This window comes from Pandoraea sp., assembly GCF_041919235.1.
Taxonomy (GTDB): Bacteria; Pseudomonadota; Gammaproteobacteria; order Burkholderiales; family Burkholderiaceae; genus Pandoraea.
In genome coordinates, this window is the sequence record NZ_JAYRUC010000028.1 from 11,967 (window position 1) to 33,100 (window position 21,134).

18 protein-coding genes are annotated in these 21,134 nt (G+C 63.9%); 9 read left to right on the forward strand and 9 right to left on the reverse strand.

What is annotated here, in order from left to right:
- Nucleotides 1-31 precede the first annotated feature (31 nt).
- From paaE to ACE3UG_RS19545, 4 genes are all read left to right on the forward strand, one after another.
- Complete coding sequence (gene paaE, locus ACE3UG_RS19530; protein ID WP_374626988.1) at nt 32-1,120, forward strand: 1,2-phenylacetyl-CoA epoxidase subunit PaaE; 1,089 nt, start codon at nt 32-34, stop codon at nt 1,118-1,120.
- A gap of 190 nt (nt 1,121-1,310) precedes the next feature.
- Nucleotides 1,311-2,099: a DUF1835 domain-containing protein gene (locus ACE3UG_RS19535; protein ID WP_374626990.1), complete on the forward strand. Its 789-nt coding sequence runs from the start codon at nt 1,311-1,313 to the stop codon at nt 2,097-2,099.
- 9 nt (nt 2,100-2,108) lie between these two features.
- Nucleotides 2,109-2,768, forward strand: coding sequence for a TetR family transcriptional regulator (locus ACE3UG_RS19540; protein WP_374626992.1), 660 nt, complete (start codon nt 2,109-2,111; stop codon nt 2,766-2,768).
- 240 nt (nt 2,769-3,008) lie between these two features.
- Nucleotides 3,009-3,665 carry a GNAT family N-acetyltransferase gene (locus ACE3UG_RS19545; RefSeq protein WP_374626994.1) on the forward strand — a complete coding sequence of 219 codons (657 nt, stop codon included), beginning with the start codon at nt 3,009-3,011 and terminating at the stop codon, nt 3,663-3,665.
- A gap of 84 nt (nt 3,666-3,749) precedes the next feature.
- Here the strand turns inward: ACE3UG_RS19545 and ACE3UG_RS19550 are convergent, their stop codons facing one another.
- Entirely contained in the window at nt 3,750-4,238 is a 489-nt protein-coding gene (locus tag ACE3UG_RS19550; RefSeq protein ID WP_374626996.1) for an Lrp/AsnC family transcriptional regulator, read from the reverse strand.
- A gap of 22 nt (nt 4,239-4,260) precedes the next feature.
- Here ACE3UG_RS19550 and ACE3UG_RS19555 point away from each other — a divergent pair, with 22 nt between their 5' ends.
- Complete coding sequence (locus ACE3UG_RS19555) at nt 4,261-4,404, forward strand: hypothetical protein (RefSeq protein WP_374626998.1); 144 nt, start codon at nt 4,261-4,263, stop codon at nt 4,402-4,404.
- A 38-nt stretch (nt 4,405-4,442) separates the two neighbouring features.
- Here the strand turns inward: ACE3UG_RS19555 and ACE3UG_RS19560 are convergent, their stop codons facing one another.
- Nucleotides 4,443-4,652 carry a hypothetical protein gene (locus tag ACE3UG_RS19560; RefSeq protein ID WP_374627000.1) on the reverse strand — a complete coding sequence of 70 codons (210 nt, stop codon included), beginning with the start codon at nt 4,650-4,652 and terminating at the stop codon, nt 4,443-4,445.
- 621 nt (nt 4,653-5,273) lie between these two features.
- Between ACE3UG_RS19560 and ACE3UG_RS19565 the strand changes: the two genes are divergently transcribed.
- Nucleotides 5,274-8,840 (forward strand): indolepyruvate ferredoxin oxidoreductase family protein, encoded by a 3,567-nt coding sequence (locus tag ACE3UG_RS19565; protein WP_374627002.1) that lies wholly within the window; start codon nt 5,274-5,276, stop codon nt 8,838-8,840.
- Between the two features lie 156 nt (nt 8,841-8,996).
- Here the strand turns inward: ACE3UG_RS19565 and ACE3UG_RS19570 are convergent, their stop codons facing one another.
- Nucleotides 8,997-11,276: an NADP-dependent malic enzyme gene (locus ACE3UG_RS19570; protein WP_374627004.1), complete on the reverse strand. Its 2,280-nt coding sequence runs from the start codon at nt 11,274-11,276 to the stop codon at nt 8,997-8,999.
- A gap of 326 nt (nt 11,277-11,602) precedes the next feature.
- Nucleotides 11,603-12,841, reverse strand: a complete 1,239-nt coding sequence (locus tag ACE3UG_RS19575) for an MFS transporter (RefSeq protein WP_374627006.1) — start codon at nt 12,839-12,841, stop codon at nt 11,603-11,605.
- A gap of 358 nt (nt 12,842-13,199) precedes the next feature.
- Here ACE3UG_RS19575 and ACE3UG_RS19580 point away from each other — a divergent pair, with 358 nt between their 5' ends.
- Both ACE3UG_RS19580 and crcB read left to right on the forward strand, forming a co-directional pair.
- Nucleotides 13,200-13,889: an orotate phosphoribosyltransferase gene (locus ACE3UG_RS19580; RefSeq protein ID WP_010806896.1), complete on the forward strand. Its 690-nt coding sequence runs from the start codon at nt 13,200-13,202 to the stop codon at nt 13,887-13,889.
- A gap of 115 nt (nt 13,890-14,004) precedes the next feature.
- Nucleotides 14,005-14,403: a fluoride efflux transporter CrcB gene (crcB, locus tag ACE3UG_RS19585; RefSeq protein WP_374627009.1), complete on the forward strand. Its 399-nt coding sequence runs from the start codon at nt 14,005-14,007 to the stop codon at nt 14,401-14,403.
- 30 nt (nt 14,404-14,433) lie between these two features.
- Here crcB and ACE3UG_RS19590 read toward each other — a convergent pair whose 3' ends face one another.
- Nucleotides 14,434-15,270: a helix-turn-helix transcriptional regulator gene (locus ACE3UG_RS19590; RefSeq protein WP_374627011.1), complete on the reverse strand. Its 837-nt coding sequence runs from the start codon at nt 15,268-15,270 to the stop codon at nt 14,434-14,436.
- Between the two features lie 255 nt (nt 15,271-15,525).
- Here ACE3UG_RS19590 and ACE3UG_RS19595 point away from each other — a divergent pair, with 255 nt between their 5' ends.
- A complete protein-coding gene (locus tag ACE3UG_RS19595; protein WP_374627068.1) occupies nt 15,526-16,290 on the forward strand; it encodes a class I SAM-dependent methyltransferase in 765 nt (254 codons plus the stop codon).
- Between the two features lie 136 nt (nt 16,291-16,426).
- Here ACE3UG_RS19595 and ACE3UG_RS19600 read toward each other — a convergent pair whose 3' ends face one another.
- From ACE3UG_RS19600 to ACE3UG_RS19615, 4 genes are all read right to left on the reverse strand, one after another.
- Nucleotides 16,427-17,911, reverse strand: coding sequence for an FAD-dependent oxidoreductase (locus ACE3UG_RS19600; protein ID WP_374627013.1), 1,485 nt, complete (start codon nt 17,909-17,911; stop codon nt 16,427-16,429).
- An 11-nt stretch (nt 17,912-17,922) separates the two neighbouring features.
- Nucleotides 17,923-18,729 carry a fatty acid desaturase gene (locus tag ACE3UG_RS19605; protein WP_374627015.1) on the reverse strand — a complete coding sequence of 269 codons (807 nt, stop codon included), beginning with the start codon at nt 18,727-18,729 and terminating at the stop codon, nt 17,923-17,925.
- Nucleotides 18,730-18,791: 62 nt separating this feature from the next.
- On the reverse strand, nt 18,792-19,361 hold the full coding sequence (locus tag ACE3UG_RS19610) for an AfsA-related hotdog domain-containing protein (protein WP_374627017.1): 570 nt from the start codon (nt 19,359-19,361) through the stop codon (nt 18,792-18,794).
- Nucleotides 19,362-19,444: 83 nt separating this feature from the next.
- Nucleotides 19,445-20,830, reverse strand: coding sequence for an NAD(P)/FAD-dependent oxidoreductase (locus tag ACE3UG_RS19615; protein ID WP_374627019.1), 1,386 nt, complete (start codon nt 20,828-20,830; stop codon nt 19,445-19,447).
- Nucleotides 20,831-21,134 lie beyond the last annotated feature (304 nt).

Below are 21,134 nucleotides of genomic sequence, written 5' to 3' on the forward strand. Positions count from 1 at the left end.
CACCCGCGCCCGGGCGGCAAGGAAGCCCACGATGACGACTCCGCAATTCCATTCGCTGACCATTCGCGAAATCCGGCCCGAGACCGCCGACGCCATCTCCATCGCCTTCACGGTGCCGGACGCGTTGCGCGACGCCTATCGCTTCACGCAAGGCCAGTTCCTCACACTGAAGACCGAGATCGACGGCGAAGAAGCACGCCGCTCCTACTCGATCTGCGTCGGGGTGCCCGAGTACGAAGCCACGGGCGAACTGCGTGTGGGGATCAAGCGCGTGCCGGGTGGCAAGTTCTCGAACTTCGCAAACGACCAACTGACACCGGGACAGCAGATCGATGTGATGACGCCGGATGGGCGCTTCTTCACGCGTCTGTCGGCGGACAACGCGAAGCACTATGTCGGCTTCGCCGGCGGCTCGGGCATCACGCCCATGCTCGCGCTCATCAAGACCACGCTGGCTGCCGAGCCAAACAGCCATTTCACGCTGGTCTACGGCAACCGCTCGGTGCCCGCGATCATGTTCGCCGAAGCGCTCGAAGACCTGAAAAACACGTATCTGGGCCGTCTGCGCCTGTATCACGTGCTCTCGGACGAGGCGCAGGAAGTCGAGCTGTTCAATGGCCTGCTCGATCAAGACAAGTGCACGGCTTTCCTCGAGACCCTCATTCCCGCGTCGAGCATCGACGAAGCGTTCATCTGCGGCCCCGGCCCGATGATGGACGCGGCCGAAGCCGCGCTCGCCGCAGCCGGTGTGACCAAGGAAAAGATCCACGTCGAGCGCTTTGGCGTGCCCTCCCCGCAAGCCGGTGTGAAACCGATCGTCATCACGGACGACACACCGATGGCCGAGCTGGTCGTCGTCATGGACGGCAAAGAGCGCCGCCTGCGTCAGCCGTATGAAGGCCAGAGCATTCTGGATACGGGTCTTGCGGCGGGCCTGTCGCTGCCCTACGCGTGCAAGGGCGGCGTGTGCTGCACATGCCGTGCCAAGGTGCTCGAAGGCGAAGTGGCAATGGACAAGAACTACACGCTGGAAGACTACGAGGTCGAGCAGGGTTTCGTGCTGACGTGTCAGGCACGGCCGCTCACGGAGCGCGTGGTAGTGAGCTACGACGAGCGTTGAACCAACGTTGATCGGCGAGTCCGGGGCTTGACGTCACACGCCCCGGCGCGCCCTGCGCCCATTTGGCAAGTCGGGCGAACGCCACGCCAACGCGGTGGGAACGCGCGTGAAATCGCGCCGATGCGCCGATTGTTTCCGGCATTACGGGAGCGTCAACCCGAGGGTGCGGGAATACCGTAAACTAGTGGGCATGAATACCCTCCATGTCGTCTGTGGCGATATCGCCGCACAGCAGTTGCGCGCGGCGATGGCGCAAGCGCAACGCGCCGACCCTGTGCTTGTCCTGCGTGACGATCTGGCTATTGGCCCGCTGCGCGAGATCGACGAGAACGAGCGGCAGCGGGCCGCTTTCTGGCAACGCGTGCTTCCCTCTGCCGGTCGCGACTACGCAGGCGAGCTGCGCGAGGAACTGGCGTCGCTGCAACGACTGGTTGAAGCTGAGAGCGCAGTCGTGTGCTGGCATGGCGACAGTGCGTCGGACCAGCTCACGCTGCGGCGCGTGGCATTCATGTTGCGCAATACCCCCGCACGCCTGAACGAGATCGTGTTGCGCGGCAGCGACCTGATGAGCCCCGACACGACGCAGGACACCGCACAACGCACCAGCGTCGGCATGTATTCTCCTGAGGTGTTGGCTGAGCGATTCGCGCGCATCGCCCCGATCTCGCTGTTGCGCATTGGCCGTTTGTCACTCGAATGGCGAGCGCTCAAGCAGGTGAACACGCAAGTGCGCCGATGGGTGCACAACACGTTCGAAGGGGCGACGTTCGCCGAGATCGACGACCAGATTCTTGCCCGGGCTCCCGTCGCCTGGACGCCGATGGCAGCTTTTCTCGGCGAGACGATGCCGCGTATCGAAGGTTTTTTTGCGACTGACAGTTTTTTGTTGTGGCGCTGCCGCGAACTCGGCGCGGCAGGCCGGCTCGCGTTGCGCGGCGACACCACGGCGCCCGCCGCGTGCGATCTACGACTGGAGTAACCCCCGTTTATGGCACGCACCAAAGCGCCCGATCACGAATCGCAGCGCGAACAGATTCTCGACGTCGCCGCCGACGCGTTCGCCCGCGCGAGCTATCCGAGCACGTCGATGTCGGAGTTGGCCGCCGCGTGCGGCACGTCAAAGGCTCGCCTGTATCACTACTACGCGAGCAAGGACGCCATTCTGTTCGATCTGCTCGAGCGCTATACCAAGCGTCTCATGCTGATCGTCACCGAGGTCGAGGCGCTGGGCCAGCGCCGCGGGTTGTCCGAGCGCGATACCTTCCACGAGCTGATCCGCGCGTTTCTCGACGAGTACGAGACATCGCAAACACGCCATATCGCGCTGCTCAACGACGTGAAGTTCCTCAACGACGAGCAACGCGAAGTCGTGCTCAATCGCCAGCGTGACGTCGTCGCCGCGTTTGCGCGCCAACTCTCTCGCGCATTCCCTGAGCGGGTGGCCAAGCACAACCAGACCGCACTCACGATGATGCTGTTCGGCATGATCAACTGGACGTTCACCTGGCTCAAACCCGGCGGACGCATGCGTTACCGCGATTTCGCCAATGAGGTCATCGCCGTGCTCGAACACGGACTCGTCACCCCTTTGCCTGGCGGTATCGAACCCGCCATCCCGGCCGCGCCGACACCGTCGCGCGCTCGATAAGCAAGCGATCACTCACAACAAAGCGGGGCGATTTATCACCCCGTTTTGTTGCTTCGCAGCAACTCCGCGCACTGCGTACGTTCATGCGAGACCGAGGAAAGACGCGGCGCTTCAGCGACTTAGACATTTCCCTCCAGGTCGAATGCTTGTGATCTAGGGTTTTTACCTATCCTATCGGGTATAATTCTTTTGCGTCGCACAACCCAGTGCACGCTCGAAAGATTACTCAAGGATTGCGCCATGACTGCCCCGAACCACACGCCCGACGTCGCACGCGCGACGGTTGCCGCCAACGAGCGGTCGAGCGTGCTGATTCGCGAGTTGAGTTCCGGCGACCTCCACCGACTCCAGCGCCACTTCGTGGCGCTCGGCGAAGAAGACCGCCTTCTGCGTTTCGGCCAGGCCGTCACCGACGACGTGATCACCCGCTACGTCGCCAGCCTCGACTTCTCGCGTGACAGCATCTTCGGCGTCTACGACGACAATCTGGCACTCGTCGCGGTCGCCCACGTCGCACAAATGCCGGAAGGCAAGAACGGCCGTGTCGCGGAATTCGGCGTCTCGGTACTCGAATCGGCCCGTGGCCGCGGTATCGGCTCGCGTCTGTTCGAACGCGCGACCATCCACTGCCGCAACAAGTGCGTCGACACGCTGTACATGCATTGCCTCTCGCGCAACGCCCGGATGATGCGCATCGCGAAGAAGGCCGGTATGGAAATCAATTATGCCTACGGCGAAGCCGACGGCTACTTGAGCCTGCCCCCGGCCGACACGCAGTCGATGCTCTCGGAAATGATGCAGGAGCAGGTGGCCGCATTCGACTACACGGTCAAGCGCCAACTTCGCAACGCCCGCCGTCTGCTCGGCGCATTGCTGCCGCGCCAGCGCGCCGCCTGAGCCGCGAATCCCCGTCGATGTACCCATGAAACCGGCCGATTGGCCGGTTTTTTTGTCTCCGTCAAAATGACGTGCGTCGCCGGTCTAAGGTAGCGGTAGTGCCGTCGTCTCCTTGATCTGGTCGAGTACAAAGCTTGTTTTGACGTCGACGACGCTCGGATGCACGAGCAGTTGCGTTTGCATGAAGTGCGAGAAATGCGCCATGTCGCGCACGTGCACGCGCAACAGGTAGTCCATGTCGCCCGCCATCGCATAGCAGCCGACAACCTCGGTCCAGGTGTCGACCACGCTACGAAAATGTTCGATGACCGAGCCGCCCTGCCCGTCGCCGGGATGACGCTTGTCGAGCCGAACGTTGACGTAGGCAAGCAGGCCCAGGCCGAGCCGCGTCGGCTCCAGCAAGGCAACGTAGCCGCGTATGACGCCAGCCTCCTCCAGACGCCGGATGCGCCGCAGGCACGGGCTGGGCGAGAGCCTCACCTGCTCGGCAATTTCGAGATTGGACAATCGGCCGTCGCTTTGGAGCAAGGCGAGGATTCGCCGATCGATCTTGTCCAGTTCCAGTTTTGCCACATCTCCCCCTTTATTGATATTTATGCGCATTATTATTGCGCAAAATATCGATTTTGAGGAAATTTTCGCCCTGATTTTGCGACTACAGGAGATTACAACGCCGATGCGCCAGCCAAAGAAAAGGGCACAGCCCTTTGCGGCGGTGCCCTGGTGGGTCGGAGCGTGACGCCTGACGGCGACGTACTCGTGATGGATCGGACCGCACTAGCGGCGCTGGAATTCTCGCGGATCGATCGTGCGCTGGTCGAGCGGGCCTTCGTAACGCTGCGGCACTGGCGTGGTTTGCTGCTGCGTAATCGGGGTAGGTTCGGCCGTCTTGTCGCGCGCCATTTCGTCGGCGCGGGCAACGCTCACTTCCAGGGTCAGAAACGAAGCGGAAACCAGCAGGAATTTGGCGATGTTTCGTTGATTCACAGTGACTCCTTCTTACGTATCGCTTTATGACGCACACCCTTATGTCGGTGCGCTAAGTACGTACCCGACGTGTCGGGTAAGCCATTAGTTGCCATTCTGCGCCGTCCGTTCCCGCTCACCCCGCACCGTTACACGTTGTTACCCGCGTGTAGGCCGGCGCCGACAAACGTGCCGTTACCGACATCATCGAGACACATTGCCGGCATATTGCGGGCACTTCGCGGGCACTTCGCCGCGAGATCCGAACGCATTTTTGTCTCGCGACGCTGCGCCGCAAAGCGGCGATGCGGGGCGGCCGGGGGAAAACACCAAACGAGGGTTTACGCCATCAACATGACGTTTACGTAAACGTCATAATCCTCGTTATACTGCCCCGATCGGGCACCTATGAAACGTCACCGTGCACGTCAGGCAACGCCATGACACCGGTGCTACCATAAGTCCGACCGGCAGCAGCATTACGAAAAACGGCCCCGCTCGCCGGGTGACATCGCGCAAGTGAGCACCCGGGTAAGCGATATTCAGAGGCCGGCATTCACCATTGCCGTCCTGCTTCACGAGAGCGGGCGCGGCAGGAAGTTTTGGCGATCCCAAAATCAGTGAGAGTGAGGAGCACACCCCATGAACGCCCCCGTCAATCCGAGCTTGCTGGCCGCGCTGGAATCGGTCACGCTCGACGACAAGTACACGCTCGAGCGCGGTCGCGCCTATATGAGCGGCATTCAGGCGCTGGTCCGGCTGCCGATGTTGCAGCAGGCGCGCGATGCCGCCGCCGGGCTCAACACCGCAGGCTTCATTTCGGGCTATCGCGGCTCGCCGCTGGGCGGTCTGGATCTGTCGCTATGGAAAGCGAAACAGCACCTCGCCAGCCATAACGTCGTCTTTCAGCCCGGTCTGAACGAAGACCTCGCCGCCACCGCCGTATGGGGCTCGCAGCAGGTCAATCTATACCCCGCCAAATTCGACGGCGTCTTCGCCATGTGGTACGGCAAGGGCCCGGGCGTCGACCGCTCCATGGACGTGCTCAAGCACGCCAACTCTGCCGGCTCGTCGAAGCACGGCGGCGTGCTGGTGCTCGCGGGCGACGATCATGCGGCAAAATCCTCGACCCTCGCGCATCAGTCCGAACACGACTTCAAGGCAGCCGGCATTCCGGTGCTGTATCCGTCGAACGTGCAGGAGTACCTCGATTACGGCCTGCATGGCTGGGCCATGAGCCGTTACTCGGGCCTGTGGGTCGCGATGAAGTGTGTGACGGACGTGGTCGAGTCGTCGGCGTCGGTGATGATCGATCCGCACAACGTCGACATCTGCCTGCCGAACGACTTCATCATGCCGCCCGACGGCCTGAACATTCGCTGGCCCGACCCGCCGCTGGTACAGGAAGCGCGTTTGCTCGACTACAAGTGGTACGCGGGCCTTGCCTACGTACGCGCGAACAAGCTGGATCGCGTGATGATCGATTCGCCCAATGCGCGCTTCGGCATCATGACCGGCGGCAAGGCGTATCTCGACGTGTGCCAGGCACTCGCCGACCTGGGGCTCGACGAAGCCACGTGTGCGCGTATCGGCATTCGTCTGTACAAAGTGGGCTGCGTGTGGCCGCTCGAAGCGCAGGGTGCGCGCGCGTTCGCTCAAGGTCTGCAAGAGATTCTGGTGGTCGAGGAAAAACGTCAGATCCTCGAATACGCCATCAAGGAAGAACTGTATAACTGGCGCGACGATGTGCGCCCCCGCGTGTACGGCAAGTTCGACGAAAAGGATGGCGCCGGCGGCGAATGGTCGGTGCCCATGGCCAACTGGCTCCTGCCCGCCCACTACGAACTCTCGCCCGCGTTGATCGCCAAAGCCATCGCCACGCGCCTGGAGAAGTTCGAGCTGCCGAGCGACGTGCGTGAGCGCATCGCCGCACGGCTGCGCGTAATCGTCGCGAAGGAGCAGGCGCTCGCCAAACCGCGCGTTGCGGTCGAGCGCAAACCGTGGTTCTGCTCGGGCTGTCCGCACAATACGTCGACCAACGTGCCCGAGGGCTCGCGCGCCATCGCCGGTATCGGCTGTCATTACATGACGGTTTGGATGGACCGGCGCACCGATACCTTCTCGCAGATGGGCGGTGAAGGCGTGCCCTGGATCGGACAAGCACCGTTCTCCTGCGACGAGCACATCTTCGCCAACCTCGGCGACGGCACGTACTTCCACTCGGGCCTGCTCGCAATTCGGGCGGCCATCTCGTCGAAGGTCAACATCACCTACAAGATTCTGTACAACGATGCGGTCGCCATGACCGGCGGCCAGCCCGTCGACGGCACACTCACCGTGCCGCAGATCGTGGCGCAGGTCGATTCCGAAGGTGCGACGAAGATCGTGATCGTGACGGACGAGCCCGAGAAGTACGACGGTGTGAAGCTCGTGGGCGATGTGCCCGTCTATCATCGCAGCGAACTTGACCGCGTTCAGCGCGAGTTACGCCTGGTGAAAGGCACGTCGATCCTGATCTATGACCAGACATGCGCCACCGAGAAGCGCCGCCGTCGCAAGCGCGGCGCGTATCCCGATCCGGCAAGGCGTGTGGTCATCAATGAAGCGGTCTGCGAAGGCTGCGGCGATTGCTCGGTGAAGTCGAACTGTCTGTCAGTGGAGCCGCTGGAAACGGAGTTCGGCACCAAACGTCAGATCAATCAGTCGACGTGCAACAAGGACTTCTCCTGTCTGAACGGCTTCTGCCCAAGTTTCGTGACGGTCGAAGGCGGCCAATTGCGCAAGCCCAAGACAGCGCAGGTCGACAGCAGCGACCTGCCACCGCTGCCCGAACCGGCGCTGCCTGCCATCACACGTCCGTACGGCATTCTCGTCACCGGCGTGGGCGGCACGGGCGTGGTCACCATCGGCGCCCTGCTCGGCATGGCCGCGCATCTCGAGAACAAGGGCGTTACCACGCTCGATGTGACCGGGCTCGCGCAGAAAGGCGGCGCGGTCATGAGTCACGTGCAGATCGCACTGCAACCGGAGGATATTCACGCCACGCGTATCGCCATGGGCGACGCCCGCCTGGTGATTGGGTGCGACGCCATCACGACGGCGAGTGACGACACGCTCTCGCGCGTGCAGCATGGCGCGACGAACATCGTGGTCAACAGCGCGCATACGCCGACGGCCGAGTTCATCCGCAATCCGAACTGGCGCTTCCCTGGCGCGAGCACGGAGCACGATATCCGCGCAGCAGCAGGCGAGAACGTCGACTTCGTCGATGCCAATCACCTCGCGCTACGCTTGCTCGGCGACACGATCTACACCAACCCGTTCGTGTTGGGCTATGCCTGGCAGAAGGGCTGGGTACCGCTCTCGTATGCGGCGCTCATGCGCGCCATCGAACTGAACGGGGTGGCGATCGAGAAGAACAAGCAGGCGTTCGAATGGGGACGTCGCGCCGCGCACGATCTGGCAAGCGTGCGCAAGCTCGCGCAGCGCAACGAAACGCCGGAGGCCTCGGCCGCCGGTGGCAAGCTGATTACGCTGCACACGCCACGCGCGCTCGATATGCTGGTCCAGCGCCGTTACGACCAACTCGTGGCGTATCAGGATCGCGCCTACGCAGAGCGCTTCAAGCAGACAGTGGATCGGGTTCGCGCGGCCGAGGCCCCGCTCACGCAAGAAGGCGCGCAAATGCCGCTCACCGAAGCGGTCGCGCGCGCACTCTACAAGCTCATGGCCTACAAGGACGAGTACGAAGTGGCGCGTCTTTATACCGACCCGGCGTTCATGAAAAAGCTGAACGAACAGTTCGAGGGCGACTTCACCCTGCGCTTTCATCTGGCGCCACCGCTGCTCTCCAAGCACGACGACAAGGGCCATCTCGTCAAGAAAGCCTACGGCGCGTGGATGATGAAAGCCTTCGGCGTGCTGGCGAAGTTCAAGGGGCTGCGCGGTGGTGCGTTCGATATCTTCGGCCGGACGCAAGAGCGTCGCACAGAACGCGCGCTGATCGGCGAGTACGAGACGCTGGTGAACGAGCTGGTGTCGGGTCTGAACGAGCACAATCTGCCGCTCGCCGTGCAACTGGCCGAGTTGCCGCAGGAGATTCGCGGCTACGGGCACGTCAAGGAGCAGAACCTTGCGGCCACGCGCATCAAGTGGACGAAGCTGCTCGCGCAATTCCGCGACGGCGGCTCGCATCGCGTGGCCGCTTAACATCAACGGCGCCGTCAACGGCGACAGCGACGGCGCCACGGCAACAAAAATCCCGCCAGCGCATGCGCGACTGGCGGGATTTTTTATGTGCGCGCATATAGCCGGCAGACACCTGCGCACCGGAGATCGCTCCGGCGCACAGATCCGCCCTGACGCTCAACGCGTGACGTTGGCCGCAGCGACAGCCGTCATGTTGATGATGCGACGCACAGTGGCGGCCGGCGTCAGGATGTGAACCGGCCTGGCACAGCCGAGCAGGAACGGGCCCACCGTCACGCCTTCGCCGCCCGTCATCTTGAGCAGGTTGTACGTGATGTTCGCCGCTTCCACATTCGGCATCACGAGCAGGTTCGCTTCGCCCGACAGACGCGACGCCGGATACGCGGCGCGGCGCATCGTCTCCGACAATGCGGCGTCGCCGTGCATTTCGCCGTCGACTTCCAGCGTCGGCGCACGCTCGCGGAGCAGTTCGCAGGCACGGGCCATGCGCTGTGCCGACGCCGACTTGACGCTGCCGAAGTTCGAGTTCGAGAGCAGCGCCACCTTCGGGGCGATGCCGAAGCGCTCGATTTCCTTCGCGGCAAGCACGGTCATCTCGGCAAGTTGCTCCGAGGTCGGCGTCTCGTTGACGTACGTGTCGCTAATGAACAGGTTGCGCTTCTCGAGCATCAGCAGGTTCATCGCAGCGTAGTTCTCGACACCGGCGGCGCGGCCCAGCACCTGGTCGACCACATCCAGATGGCGGTGATACGTCTCGATCATGCCGCAGATCATGCCGTCGGCTTCGCCCAGGTGCACGAGGATCGCCCCGATCAGCGTGTTGTCCTTGCGCATGGCGGCCTTGGCGACTTCCGGCGTCACGCCGTGACGCGCGCCAAGGTTGTGATACGCCTGCCAGCAACGCTGATAACGCGCATCGTCTTCCGGGTTCACGATCTCGAAGTCGACACCCGGCTTGAGCTTCGAGCCGATCTTCTGCAGACGCATTTCCACCACGGCCGGGCGTCCGATGATGATCGGACGGGCGATGCGCTCGGCCAGCACGAATTGCGCGGCACGCAAGACGCGCTCGTCTTCGCCTTCGGCGAACACGATGCGCGCAGCGTCGTTGCCGAAGCGGGCACGCGCCGCCGCGAACACCGGACGCATGATGAAGCCGGTGCGATACACGGTCGTGCCGAGTTGTTCGCGGTAGGCGTCCATGTCCTGGATCGGGCGCGTGGCCACGCCCGAATCCATGGCCGCTTGCGCCACGGCCGGGGCAATCTTGATGATCAGACGCGGATCGAACGGCTTCGGAATGATGTACTCCGGACCGAATTCGAGCGACTGGCCTTCATAGGCGCGTGCCACCTCTTCGCTTTGCTCTTCTTCCTGCGCCAGTTCGGCGATGGCACGCACGGTGGCGAGCTTCATCTCTTCCGTGATGGTGGTCGCCCCCACGTCGAGTGCACCGCGGAAGATGAACGGGAAACACAGCACGTTGTTGACCTGATTCGGGTAGTCCGAACGGCCGGTCGCGACGATGCAGTCCGGACGTGCCGCCTTCGCGACTTCCGGGCGGATCTCCGGCTCGGGGTTGGCCAGCGCGAGAATCAGCGGCTTCGTGCCCATCGTCTTGACCATGTCGCCGGTCAGCACGCCTGCGGTCGAGCAGCCGAGGAAGACGTCGGCGCCCTTGCTGGCGTCGGCCAACGTACGCGCGTCGGTCGCCACGGCGTAGCGCGCCTTGCTCTCGTCGAGCTTGTCGCGGCCAGTGTGAATCACGCCCTTCGAGTCGAGAACGAGAATGTTCTCCTGCTTCAGGCCGAGGTTGACCAGCAGATCCAGGCAGGCAATGGCGGCGGCGCCTGCGCCCGAGCACACCAGCTTGACCTTCCCGATGTCCTTGCCCACGACCTTCAGGCCGTTGAGGATGGCGGCCGAGGCGATGATGGCGGTCCCGTGCTGATCGTCATGGAAGACCGGGATCTTCATGCGCTCGCGCAGCTTCTTCTCGATGTAGAAGCACTCGGGCGCCTTGATGTCCTCAAGGTTGATGCCGCCGAGCGTCGGCTCGAGCATGGCGATGGCTTCGACGAGCTTGTCCGGATCGTGCTCGGCGAGTTCGATGTCGAACACGTCGATCCCGGCGAACTTCTTGAACAGGCACCCCTTGCCTTCCATCACGGGCTTGGCGGCGAGCGGGCCGATGTTGCCCAGACCGAGCACGGCGGTGCCGTTGGTAATCACGCCGACCAGGTTGCTGCGCGACGTGTAGCGATTGGCCGCGAGCGGGTCTTCGGCAATGGCCTCGCAGGCATAGGCCACGCCGGGGGAGTAGGCCAGCGACAGATCGATCTGGTTCGACAGCGGCTTGGTCGGTGTCACCGAGATTTTGCCCGGACGCGGATTCTCGTGGTACGCCAGGGCGCTTTGTTTCAGTTGTTCATCCATATCTCGATACCTAATGACAGGGCGACGGCCGGGCCCGTGCCGCATGCGGACACAACGCGTGGACTCGGCCATCTTTTTGACGGATCACGGCAAGGGAAGCGCCAGCCGGAGGGATTCGGCGATTGTGTCGTCGACGGAGCGCTTCACCGCGCGGCGGCGTGATAGCCGCCCGCTTCCCCGATCCTGCATGCCGCGCTCGCGCGCGCCGGACCGTGGGACTTGCGGCGCACCGGACGCGCCGCAGGACGCAAAGTGTACACCTTGCGCCGCCGGATCGACGCCGCACACGGCACCGGGCGTACGTGCCGCTCAGCGCAAGAAGCGCCTTATTGCAGCACTTCGCCGCGACGCTCCGGGATCAGGAACAGCGTCGCGAGAATGTCGAGCACGTAAATGCCGGCGAGGAAGACGAGTGCGACTTTGAACGAATAGGCCGCCGCCAAGGCGCCGACCGTGAGCGGCCCAAAGCCGCCGACCGCCCGGCCGATGTTGAACAGCACGTTTTGCGCCGTGGCACGCGCGGCGGTCGGATACAGCTCCGAAATGAGCGCGCCGTAGCCGCCGATCATGCCGTTCACGAACAGGCCCATCGCCGCGCCGCCGATCAGCAGGGAGAACTGCGCCTGCAACTGCGCGTAGACGAACACCATCACCACCGCACCGATCTGATAGCCGATGAACGTCGGACGGCGACCGAAGCGATCGGCCAGACGGCCGAACAGCCAGATGCCGAACGCCATGCCAAGTACGGTTACCGCTGTCCACAGGGCCGACTTGGTGAGCGAGTAGCCGAACGTCTTCGAGAGATACGACGGCATCCAGATCATCAGGCCGTAGTAGCCGAAGTTCTGCACAGAACACAGGATCGCCACGCCGAGGCTGGCGCGCGTGGTGGCGCAGTCCTTGACCAATAGCTTGAGCGGCGCGGATTCGCGCGGCTGCCGTTGTTGCGCGAGGAACATCTCCGGCTCGCCCAGCGTGCGACGCATGATGAACGACACGAGCGCCGGCAACAGGCCAACGGCGAACATGCCGCGCCAGCCGATGACCGGCAGCAGCAGCGGCGTGAGCAGCGCGGCGGCGAGCACCCCGGCCTGCCATCCCAGCCCCACGAACGACGACGCCCGCGCACGACGCGCCGGTGCGCAAGCCTCCGCCGCAAGCGCCATGCCGATACCGAACTCGCCGCCCAAACCGATGCCGGCAATCGTGCGGTACGCCAGTAGATCCCAATACCCCTGCGCGAGCGAGCACAGTCCCGTGAACACCGCAAACAGCAGAATCGTCCACGACAGCACGCGCACGCGACCGTAGCGATCGGAGAGCATGCCGAAGACGATGCCACCCACGACCGCGCCCACGAGCGTCCAGGTCACGAGCGACCCCGCCTGCGCGCCGGTAAGCGCCAGATCGGCCGCAATGGCCGGCAGAATGAAGCCGAGAATCAGCAGATCGAACCCGTCCATGGCATAGCCGATGGCCGAAGCCCACAGGGCGCGGTTCGCGTAGGCGGTGTCTTGCGGCACAGCCGCGGCGACAAGAGAGGGCGAGGAATCGTTAGGCATGAGCACGTCCGACGGAGCTGAATTTTCGGCGTGAGTGTATGCCTGTCATAAAGGCTCGGCAACTGTCTCTTTTTTTGGACTCGTCTATCGGCGACGACGGTCGATATGCGCCGTGCGCTCACACCGCGCGTAGTTCGGCGCTCGAAAATATACGCTGAGTGCATAATTGACCGCGCATCTGCCGAAACGTGTGGCATAATTCGCGTTTAAGCGCCGGTCTGTCGTTGCAAGACATGCAGACCCGCCGCCCAAGACGGTGTCCGGCTGCGGCGCTCTGTGCGTTGCGGCACCCCGTCGACTCACCCATGACTCCTGGCTGCACGCCGCACGGTGGGCAGCTACGCTAAGGAACCGCATCATGATTGGCATCGACCGCCAGGCGATTTCCGACATCACCGCCAAGATCCTGCTCGAAGTGGGCGCGGTGCATTTCAACGCCGAGAAGCCGTACATCTTCACCTCGGGCTGGGCCAGCCCGGTCTACACCGACTGCCGCAAGCTGATCTCGTACCCGCGCGTGCGCCGTACGCTGATGGACTTCGCCGAGGCCGTCATCATTCAGGACGTCGGCTGCGAGCAGTTCGACACGGTCGCTGGCGGTGAGACCGCAGGCATTCCGTTCGCTGCCTGGATCGCCGACAAGCTGATGCTGCCGATGCAGTACGTTCGCAAAAAGCCGAAGGGCTTCGGCCGCAATGCGCAGATCGAAGGCGATCTGCCGGAAGGTTCGCGCGTGCTGCTCGTCGAAGATCTGACGACCGACGGCCGTAGCAAGATCAACTTCTGCAAAGCGCTGCGCGAAGCCGGTGCGAGCGTCAATCACGTGTTCGTGATCTTCCACTACGACATCTTCCCCGAGAGCCGTCAGGTGCTCAAGGACATCGACGTCCAACTGCACTCGCTCGCGACCTGGTGGGACGTGCTGCGCGTTGCCAAGCAGCAGAATCACTTCGACACGAAGACGCTCGACGAAGTCGAGAAATTCCTGCACGCACCGGCCGAGTGGTCGGGCGCGCACGGTGGCGCCACGTCGTTCCCGAAAGACTGAGTGTCGTGGTCATGCCCATGGCAATGCCCGCAGTATTCGCTTGAGAGGCGAGAGCGGCCGGCCTGAAAAGGTCGGCCGTTTTTTTATCTGCATCCGCGCTGCAGAGGAGTCACCCATGTTTGCTTCGGTCTTCGCCATCAGCATCGGCGCCGCGCTCGGTGCGCTGCTGCGCTGGGCGCTGAGCGTACAGTTCAATGCGATCTTGCCGACGCTCCCCCTCGGCACGCTGGCCGCCAATCTCATTGGCGGCTACCTGATCGGCGTCGCCGTGGCGCTTTTCAGCCACTTTCCGTCGATACCCGTCGAGTGGCGGATGTTGATCGTCACCGGGTTTCTCGGCGGCCTGACCACGTTTTCCACGTTCTCCGCCGAAGTCACCACGCTGCTGCGCGAAGGACAGATGGGGTGGGCCTCGCTCACTGTGGTCGTTCACGTCGGCGGGTCTCTCATCATGACCCTGCTCGGCATGGCCAGCGCCACGTTGCTCATACAATGGCTGCGCCCGGCCGTCTGAGTACGGTCTTGAACGGGCCGTGCCGTCGCGCTAAGGCAGCAGCATCACGAGCTTGACGTCGTCGTGCCCCGACAGACGGAACGTGACCTGCGCGAAGTCGATATCGCCGTGCACCGGGTGATGAAACCCGCGACGCCCGCCCTCGCGCTCGACGACATCCTGCTGCGACCAGAGCGCGGCGAACACGCTGCTCTCACGCTGCAACACGTCCGTGAGCGCGCGCACGGGCGCATCGTCGAGATAGGCGCTGCATTCGGCGCGAAACTCCGCGACGACGCGTCGCGCGCGCCGCGCCCAATCCTGGATCAACACTGGCGCGCCCGCATCGAGAAAGATGTAGCGCAACAGGTTCTTCGCCCCTGGTGCATCGAGCCAGCCGTGGAAGATGTCGGCGGCGGCGGCGTTCCACGCGAGAACGTCCCAGCATCGATCGAGCGCATAGGCGGGGGCCGCCACAGCGGCGAGCGCCGCCTGCACCTGCGCCGCCGCGTGGTGCGGCAGCGGCTCCGCACCGCGTTCCAGATCGCGCTTGCCCGCCAGATCGAACAGGTACGCCCGCTCGGCCCGGGAGAGCCGCAGCGCACTCGCGACCGCCGCCAGCGCACCGGCCGAAATCGACACGTCGCGCGCCTGCTCGATCCACGTGTACCAGGTCGCCGACAATCCGCATAATTGCGCCACTTCCTCGCGCCGCAATCCCGGCGTGCGGCGTCGCCCCATCGGCGGCAGCCCGACCGCCGCAGGGGTCAGCCGCTCGCGATGCGCGCGCAGAAAGTCGCCCAGCGCACGACGCCCGCGCGCGTCGCCGTCATGAACGGCAGGCGCGTCCGACGATACGCCGGACGATAAGATAGGGGTAGTTTTCATACCAGGATAAATAGGCAACTTGTACCGGTATCGACGAGCCATTATCGTGAGTCTCATCGATGTCGTGCAAGCCCCCCGGCAGCCCACGACCCGACCCGTCGCGCCTGACCCCACAACCGAAGGAGACTCGCCGTGAGCGATACCCAGCAATCTACCCCCCGTCCCGCTGCTGCGGCATCGAGCGCATCCGCTGCGACGCACGACGCCCATAACGCAGTCGTCACCGGTCAGTTCGGCCCGCAGGCGTCGGCCTATCTGACGAGCGTCAATCACGCGCAGGGCGCCGATCTGGAACAACTCGCCGCGATTGCAAGCGCGTATCCGGGGGCTCAGGCACTCGATCTGGGGTGCGGTGCAGGGCACGTGAGCTTCTTCACTGCGCCGCACGTCGCGCGCGTGGTGGCCTACGATCTCTCGGCCGACATGCTCGGCGTGGTCGCAGGCGAGGCCGCCAAGCGCGGGCTGACGAACGTGGCCACGCAACTCGGCGCGGCCGAGTCGCTGCCCTTCGACGATGCCAGCTTCGACCTCGTCTTCAGCCGATACAGCGCGCATCACTGGGCCGACGTGGGCGCCGCACTGCGTGAGATGCGACGGGTGCTCAAACCCGGCGGGCGGGTTGTGATATGCGACGTCGCCTCGACAGGGCAACCGTTGTTCGACACGTATCTGCAAGCGGTCGAAGTGCTGCGCGATACCTCGCACGTCCGCGACTACGCGGCGAGCGAATGGCTGACGATGGCAGCGGGCGCGGGATTTTCGGTGGCGTCGCTCACGCCGCGTACGCTCGATCTCGACTTCCAGACGTGGACGACGCGCATGCGCACGCCGGCGCACATGCAGGTTGCCATTCGTGCCTTGCAGAAAGCGATGGCCGACGACGTGCGTCGCCATTTCAAGATCCTGGACGACGGCTCGTTCACGCTCGACACGCTTACGCTCGAACTGCGCGCAGGCCAAGCCCTTCGCCTGCCGACGTCAGGGGAAACGCGTGCCAAGCCGATGCCAAGTCAGTGCTGAATCGGTACAAAATCGCTGCCGAATGGGTACCGACGCACGACCCGCCCCGTCGGGGCCGCACGGATGGCAAACCCGGCCACCGGGGCATTGCACGATGCGAGCGAGGCGAAGGCGTGCGCGCTCCTTACACCGGCGCTCACTTCCGCTCGGTTTTTCTGACGCCGATCGGTTGACGCTCATAGCGTGAGAGCGCGCGTCCCGGGATAAAAGTCCGCTCGGCCTGCCGAGCGGCGAGTCGCCATGCGACTTGCATCGCCACCGACGGCGCGAACAAGGCGGTTGGCGGCTCCACCATGTGCATCACACGCAGGAACCGCCGGTAAATCGCGGCGTCGTCTACCGCGAGTCCAAGCAGCACCTCCACATAGCGCTGCATGAGCCGCGCTCTCCAATGCGCCGGGCCGCGCTCGCCGGTCTGGCGCAAATCGACCCCCGTCGCGAAGATCCAGGCACGCCGCGACACGCGCGACAGAACCCGCTGCAACGCCAGGCTGCCGGGCGCATCGCCCGTGTGGCGAAGGACATGCAGATGAGCATCGAGGGCGACGGCGCTCAGCGCGGCAACCGTCATGCCCTGCCCGTACACCGGATTGAAACTGCACGCAGCGTCGCCAAGCACGGCGAAGCCCGACGGCCACGCCGTCATTTCGTCGAAGTGGCGCAGCCGGTTCTCCGTGCGGCGAAACTGGCGGATCGGCGAAACGGGTTCGGCAAACGCAATCGCGTCGTGGAGCGTTGGCACGCGCAGACTGCGCGCGAAGGCCATGAAACCGTCGTCATCGCCGGGCGGATAATCGCCGCCGGCACCTGTAAGTGTCACGATCCACCGGTTGCCTTCAATCGGGAAGATCGTCCCGCTTCGCAAGCATTCAGGGGGACGCCCATGCACCACCAGCGCTTGCCAATCACGCCAGAGCGAGCGTTTCGGCACCGCGAAGAGGCGGCTCGCGTATCCCACGCGGGCGTCCACCACGGTCTCTCTGACCGTGTCGGCACCCGCCGCTTGCAGCCACGACGGCGCGCGCGAATTGCGTCCGCTGGCGTCGACCACGAACGCGGCCGGCAGCGTCGTGACATTCTCAGCCCCCTTGGGCACCCCCCCCGCACGCGGCCGAATCGTCACGCCGTATACGCGCGACTGCGTCGCATCGAACCGCAGACCGGTGACATCGCACCCGTTCAGCACCTTGACGCGTCGATCGGCCAGCACGCGCTGGCGCACCGCGAACTCGAGCAGGTCGCGACTCGTCGACCAGGTGACGAAGCCTTCGCCCGCAGGGGGCATCCATCCCGCCGCCCCGAACCAGCGCACCGACTGATACCAGTCGAGCGGCACTGCACCCGCATCGAGCAAGCCTTGTCCAAGGTCGGGAAACAGGGCATCGAGCGTGCGCCGCCCCCGCATCAGCAATTGGTGAACGTAGTGCCCTTGGGGCACGCCTGCTCTCGGCCCCGGACGATCGGGCAATTCGTCGCGCTCGACGAGCCAGACCTCGTCGAAGTGCCCGGTGAGCACGTGTGCTGTCAACAAGCCCGCCATGCCCGCACCGATGACGATGGCACGCGAAGCGGCCAGTGGGGAATGCCGGAGCTCGCTATCTGCCGACGTCGACAAAGTCATGATGCGCCTCGTTATCGGAACCAGCGGTTAAACGCACTCGGTGAGGGTGGCACGTCGATCTGATGCGCGATCTGACGATGAAATTCCGGCAGCCGGCTCCAATGCAAACCTGGACGCACATGGTGCGCGAGGTGGTAGCCGTTGTTGAAGAACACGAGATTGAGCCAGTGATTGGCCTTCGTGTGCGATGCCTTGTACGGATTGCGCGAATAGAGGTCGATGTGATCGTCGTACGTCATGTGAATGAAGTTGAGCCAGACCAACACGATCGGTGCAACGAAGAACAGGAGCGCATTGCGCGGGTCGTGAATGAGCAATGCGGCCAATACGACATAGCTGGCCGCCACCTGCCAGAGACAACGTTGTCGCAAGCGCTTGCACGTTCGACCAATACGCAGCACGTGGTAGTCGTATGTCAGGAAGTAATGCGCGACGTAGGTCAGCCGCGACATTCGGCAGCCGCCCGCGTCGATCCATCGCGACGGATCCCGCTCGGGTTCGGTGTAGTGCAAATGATGACCCCGGCTGTGATGCAGACGGAACTTCGTAGCGTACATGCCGGTTTGCAGGAACATCACCAGTTCAACCACGCGATTGCCCCATGCCCCCGCGAACATGCCCATGTGCGACTGGTTGTGCACGGCGGTTGATACTGCGATCTGCGGCAACAAGAGCAATGTCGCGCAGGCAACGGCGGCCCACAGATCGTGCACGTAGAGGTAAGCGGCCCACTGTAGCACCGCCGTACACGCGACCAGCGTGAGCGGTGCGAGATCCTCGGTGTAACGCAAGCCCAGAATTCGAGCAAGATGTTTCATGATGCCTCCCAACGACGCGCTGCCTGGAGCGATCAGCGGCTTTCTGCGGCGATCGCCGCGACTCAATGAATGTCGTCTGCCTTGCCCGATTGGCGCAACCGGGCAATCAGGGCCGGCGAAGAAAAGCTCCAGCGCGCGTTCATCGTGCCCAGCGCACGGCCGAATTGCACCCACTGACTCTCGCAGGCGAGCGCGGACAGGCGATCGCGACGGAAGGACTTGTCAACAATCACGAATCGCACCGACAGCGGCGCGTGCAACTCGGCAAAGCGATCGAACGCAACGTCCAGCGAATTGAGCACAAAGACCAGGTCGTGCGGCACCTCGTAGAAGCGGTGCGAGATCGCCGTGCCGGCCTGGCGAGTGGCTTCGATCATCATCAGGCCCGGTACGTGGTCGAGCGGGTGCTCGAAGAAGAACGCGTGGTGCGGATCGATCGCCAGCGTAGCGTCAAAGCAGTCATGGCCTTCGGGGGTCGCCTCGACCCGCTCGATCGATGCCACGAAGACATTGACCGGATCGGCCTTGTGAACCATCGCGCGATCGAGTTTCGCCTGCCTGGCAAAGGCATCGGCAGCGGTGGCGTCAGGGGTGCCGGCGAGGCTGCCGGTCAAGGGACTTTGAAGGTTCATGGCGACTCCGTTCAGACATTGGGGGGACGGAAGCTGACCCATTGCGCGCAACCGCGAATGGGTCCGAATACCTTGGGCTGGATTTACGTCGATGCGTGGTAGCCGTAATCGATGTGGTGCGAGGTGCGTGGATCGCGCACGTGCGCCGATCGGGCGACATGCGCCGCCGCCTCCTGTGCGGAAAACATGCAAGCTTCAATCGAGGCGCCGCGCAGATAATCGCCAGCGAAGGCAAGACCGTCGATGGTGTGGCGCCGATCGTCGAGCAATGCCCGCAGCCGGTAGTGATGCGGTGCGTATGCACACAATCCTGGATCGAAGAGATGGACGACGAAATCGCGCCGGTCCGCACGTTCAACCGGAACGTACCGCCGCAGCGTCGCCTCGGCGAGATCGAGCAACGCGTCGGCGGATGACGCGGAAATGCCATCGGCAGCCCGCACGCGCTCGATCATGGCGCGTGCCTTGCGGCCGCTGAACGTGTAGCGCACCCTGTCGAGCCGGTCGATGCCGTACGCGCCGGCATTGCTCAATTCGTGATCCGGGCCGAACGACAGGCCGCGCACGTTGGCGGAGAATATCGGACGCCGATAGGCCGCCACCACGACAAGCACCGGGAAGTACCGTATTTCGTCGAGCGCGGCCGCGAGTACTGCATCGTGCTCGCGCATCAGATCGGCACTGACCCACGCTGGCGTGGCAAGCACGACATGGTCGTATTCCAACTGACGCGTCGCGCCATCCGCTTGACGCACCAACACGCCTGACACGCGCCCGTTGCGCAACGTCACGCGCTCGACGCACGCGTCGCAGCGTATCTGCAGCGGTGCGGTGGCTGCGTCGATGAACGCGCCCATGCCGTCCTTGAGCTGGTCATAGGTGTCGAGCCACATCCCCAGATGCGTGCCGAAGTTGCCGAGGTGTATCTCATCGGGCTCCGCACCGTTCATTCGCACCGACATCGCCCGCACGACGGCCCGGCAAAATGCCGGACTGAAGTACGCGTCGAGCGGCGAGTCATCGGCACGCCGAGCCAGCTTGACGAACGACGGTCCGTCGAGAAACCGATTGCGCGCGTCGAGCCACACGCGTGCGCAAAGACCAGCGAGACGCAACGCATCGGCAGGCGGACAGCCGCGCAGGTATGCGAGCGTGCTCCCAAGGCGGCGCGTACTGTCCAACGTGACGATCCGGCCGTTGCGAATGCGCGATGTGTTGATGCCGAACGGCTCGAATGCGAAGGGCCCGAGCGCGTGGGCAAGGGCCCGAAAGCGGGCGTAGTGCCGGCCGATGTTCTTGCCGCCCAGGTCAATCCGGTCACCGTCGAGTCTGGCGCTGGGCATCCGCCCGCCAGGGGTCCGATGCCGCTCGATGACCTCGGCATGGATGCCGACACCGCGCAGATAGTGCGCCGCCGCGATGCCGGAAATGCCGCCGCCAACGACGGCGCACGTCGAAGTGGTTGCCATCAGGGATCCCCCCGAATGTTCGTCAGGCCTGCTTCATATATCGTGACAATGACACTTGAATATCACGACATCCTAAGGATAGGCGAACGTCGGTCGCCGTATGCATCCCATCGGGCGGTAACCGATAGTGGTCGCGCACAAGGGCGACAGGCGCGAACCTTCCATCGCCCTGGACACCGATACGGTGCTCGACGGGCCACGTGACGACGGCTCGAGACGCATCCGGCAGTGCGTTGCTGCGCCCGCGCGTGCGCCCCGGACAAACAAGAAGGGCTGAGTTCTGTCCACGACAGAACTCAGCCCT

Excerpts from the sequence above, each read along its gene's own strand:
- paaE (WP_374626988.1), top strand. The coding sequence starts at position 32 with ATGACGACTCCGCAATTCCATTCGCTGACCATTCGCGAAATCCGGCCC.
- ACE3UG_RS19535 (WP_374626990.1), top strand. The coding sequence starts at position 1,311 with ATGAATACCCTCCATGTCGTCTGTGGCGATATCGCCGCACAGCAGTTG.
- ACE3UG_RS19540 (WP_374626992.1), top strand. The coding sequence starts at position 2,109 with ATGGCACGCACCAAAGCGCCCGATCACGAATCGCAGCGCGAACAGATT.
- ACE3UG_RS19545 (WP_374626994.1), top strand. The coding sequence starts at position 3,009 with ATGACTGCCCCGAACCACACGCCCGACGTCGCACGCGCGACGGTTGCC.
- ACE3UG_RS19555 (WP_374626998.1), top strand. The coding sequence starts at position 4,261 with ATGCGCATTATTATTGCGCAAAATATCGATTTTGAGGAAATTTTCGCC.
- ACE3UG_RS19565 (WP_374627002.1), top strand. The coding sequence starts at position 5,274 with ATGAACGCCCCCGTCAATCCGAGCTTGCTGGCCGCGCTGGAATCGGTC.
- ACE3UG_RS19570 (WP_374627004.1), bottom strand. The coding sequence starts at position 11,276 with ATGGATGAACAACTGAAACAAAGCGCCCTGGCGTACCACGAGAATCCG.
- ACE3UG_RS19575 (WP_374627006.1), bottom strand. The coding sequence starts at position 12,841 with ATGCCTAACGATTCCTCGCCCTCTCTTGTCGCCGCGGCTGTGCCGCAA.
- ACE3UG_RS19580 (WP_010806896.1), top strand. The coding sequence starts at position 13,200 with ATGATTGGCATCGACCGCCAGGCGATTTCCGACATCACCGCCAAGATC.
- crcB (WP_374627009.1), top strand. The coding sequence starts at position 14,005 with ATGTTTGCTTCGGTCTTCGCCATCAGCATCGGCGCCGCGCTCGGTGCG.
- ACE3UG_RS19590 (WP_374627011.1), bottom strand. The coding sequence starts at position 15,270 with ATGAAAACTACCCCTATCTTATCGTCCGGCGTATCGTCGGACGCGCCT.
- ACE3UG_RS19600 (WP_374627013.1), bottom strand. The coding sequence starts at position 17,911 with ATGACTTTGTCGACGTCGGCAGATAGCGAGCTCCGGCATTCCCCACTG.
- ACE3UG_RS19605 (WP_374627015.1), bottom strand. The coding sequence starts at position 18,729 with ATGAAACATCTTGCTCGAATTCTGGGCTTGCGTTACACCGAGGATCTC.
- ACE3UG_RS19610 (WP_374627017.1), bottom strand. The coding sequence starts at position 19,361 with ATGAACCTTCAAAGTCCCTTGACCGGCAGCCTCGCCGGCACCCCTGAC.
- ACE3UG_RS19615 (WP_374627019.1), bottom strand. The coding sequence starts at position 20,830 with ATGGCAACCACTTCGACGTGCGCCGTCGTTGGCGGCGGCATTTCCGGC.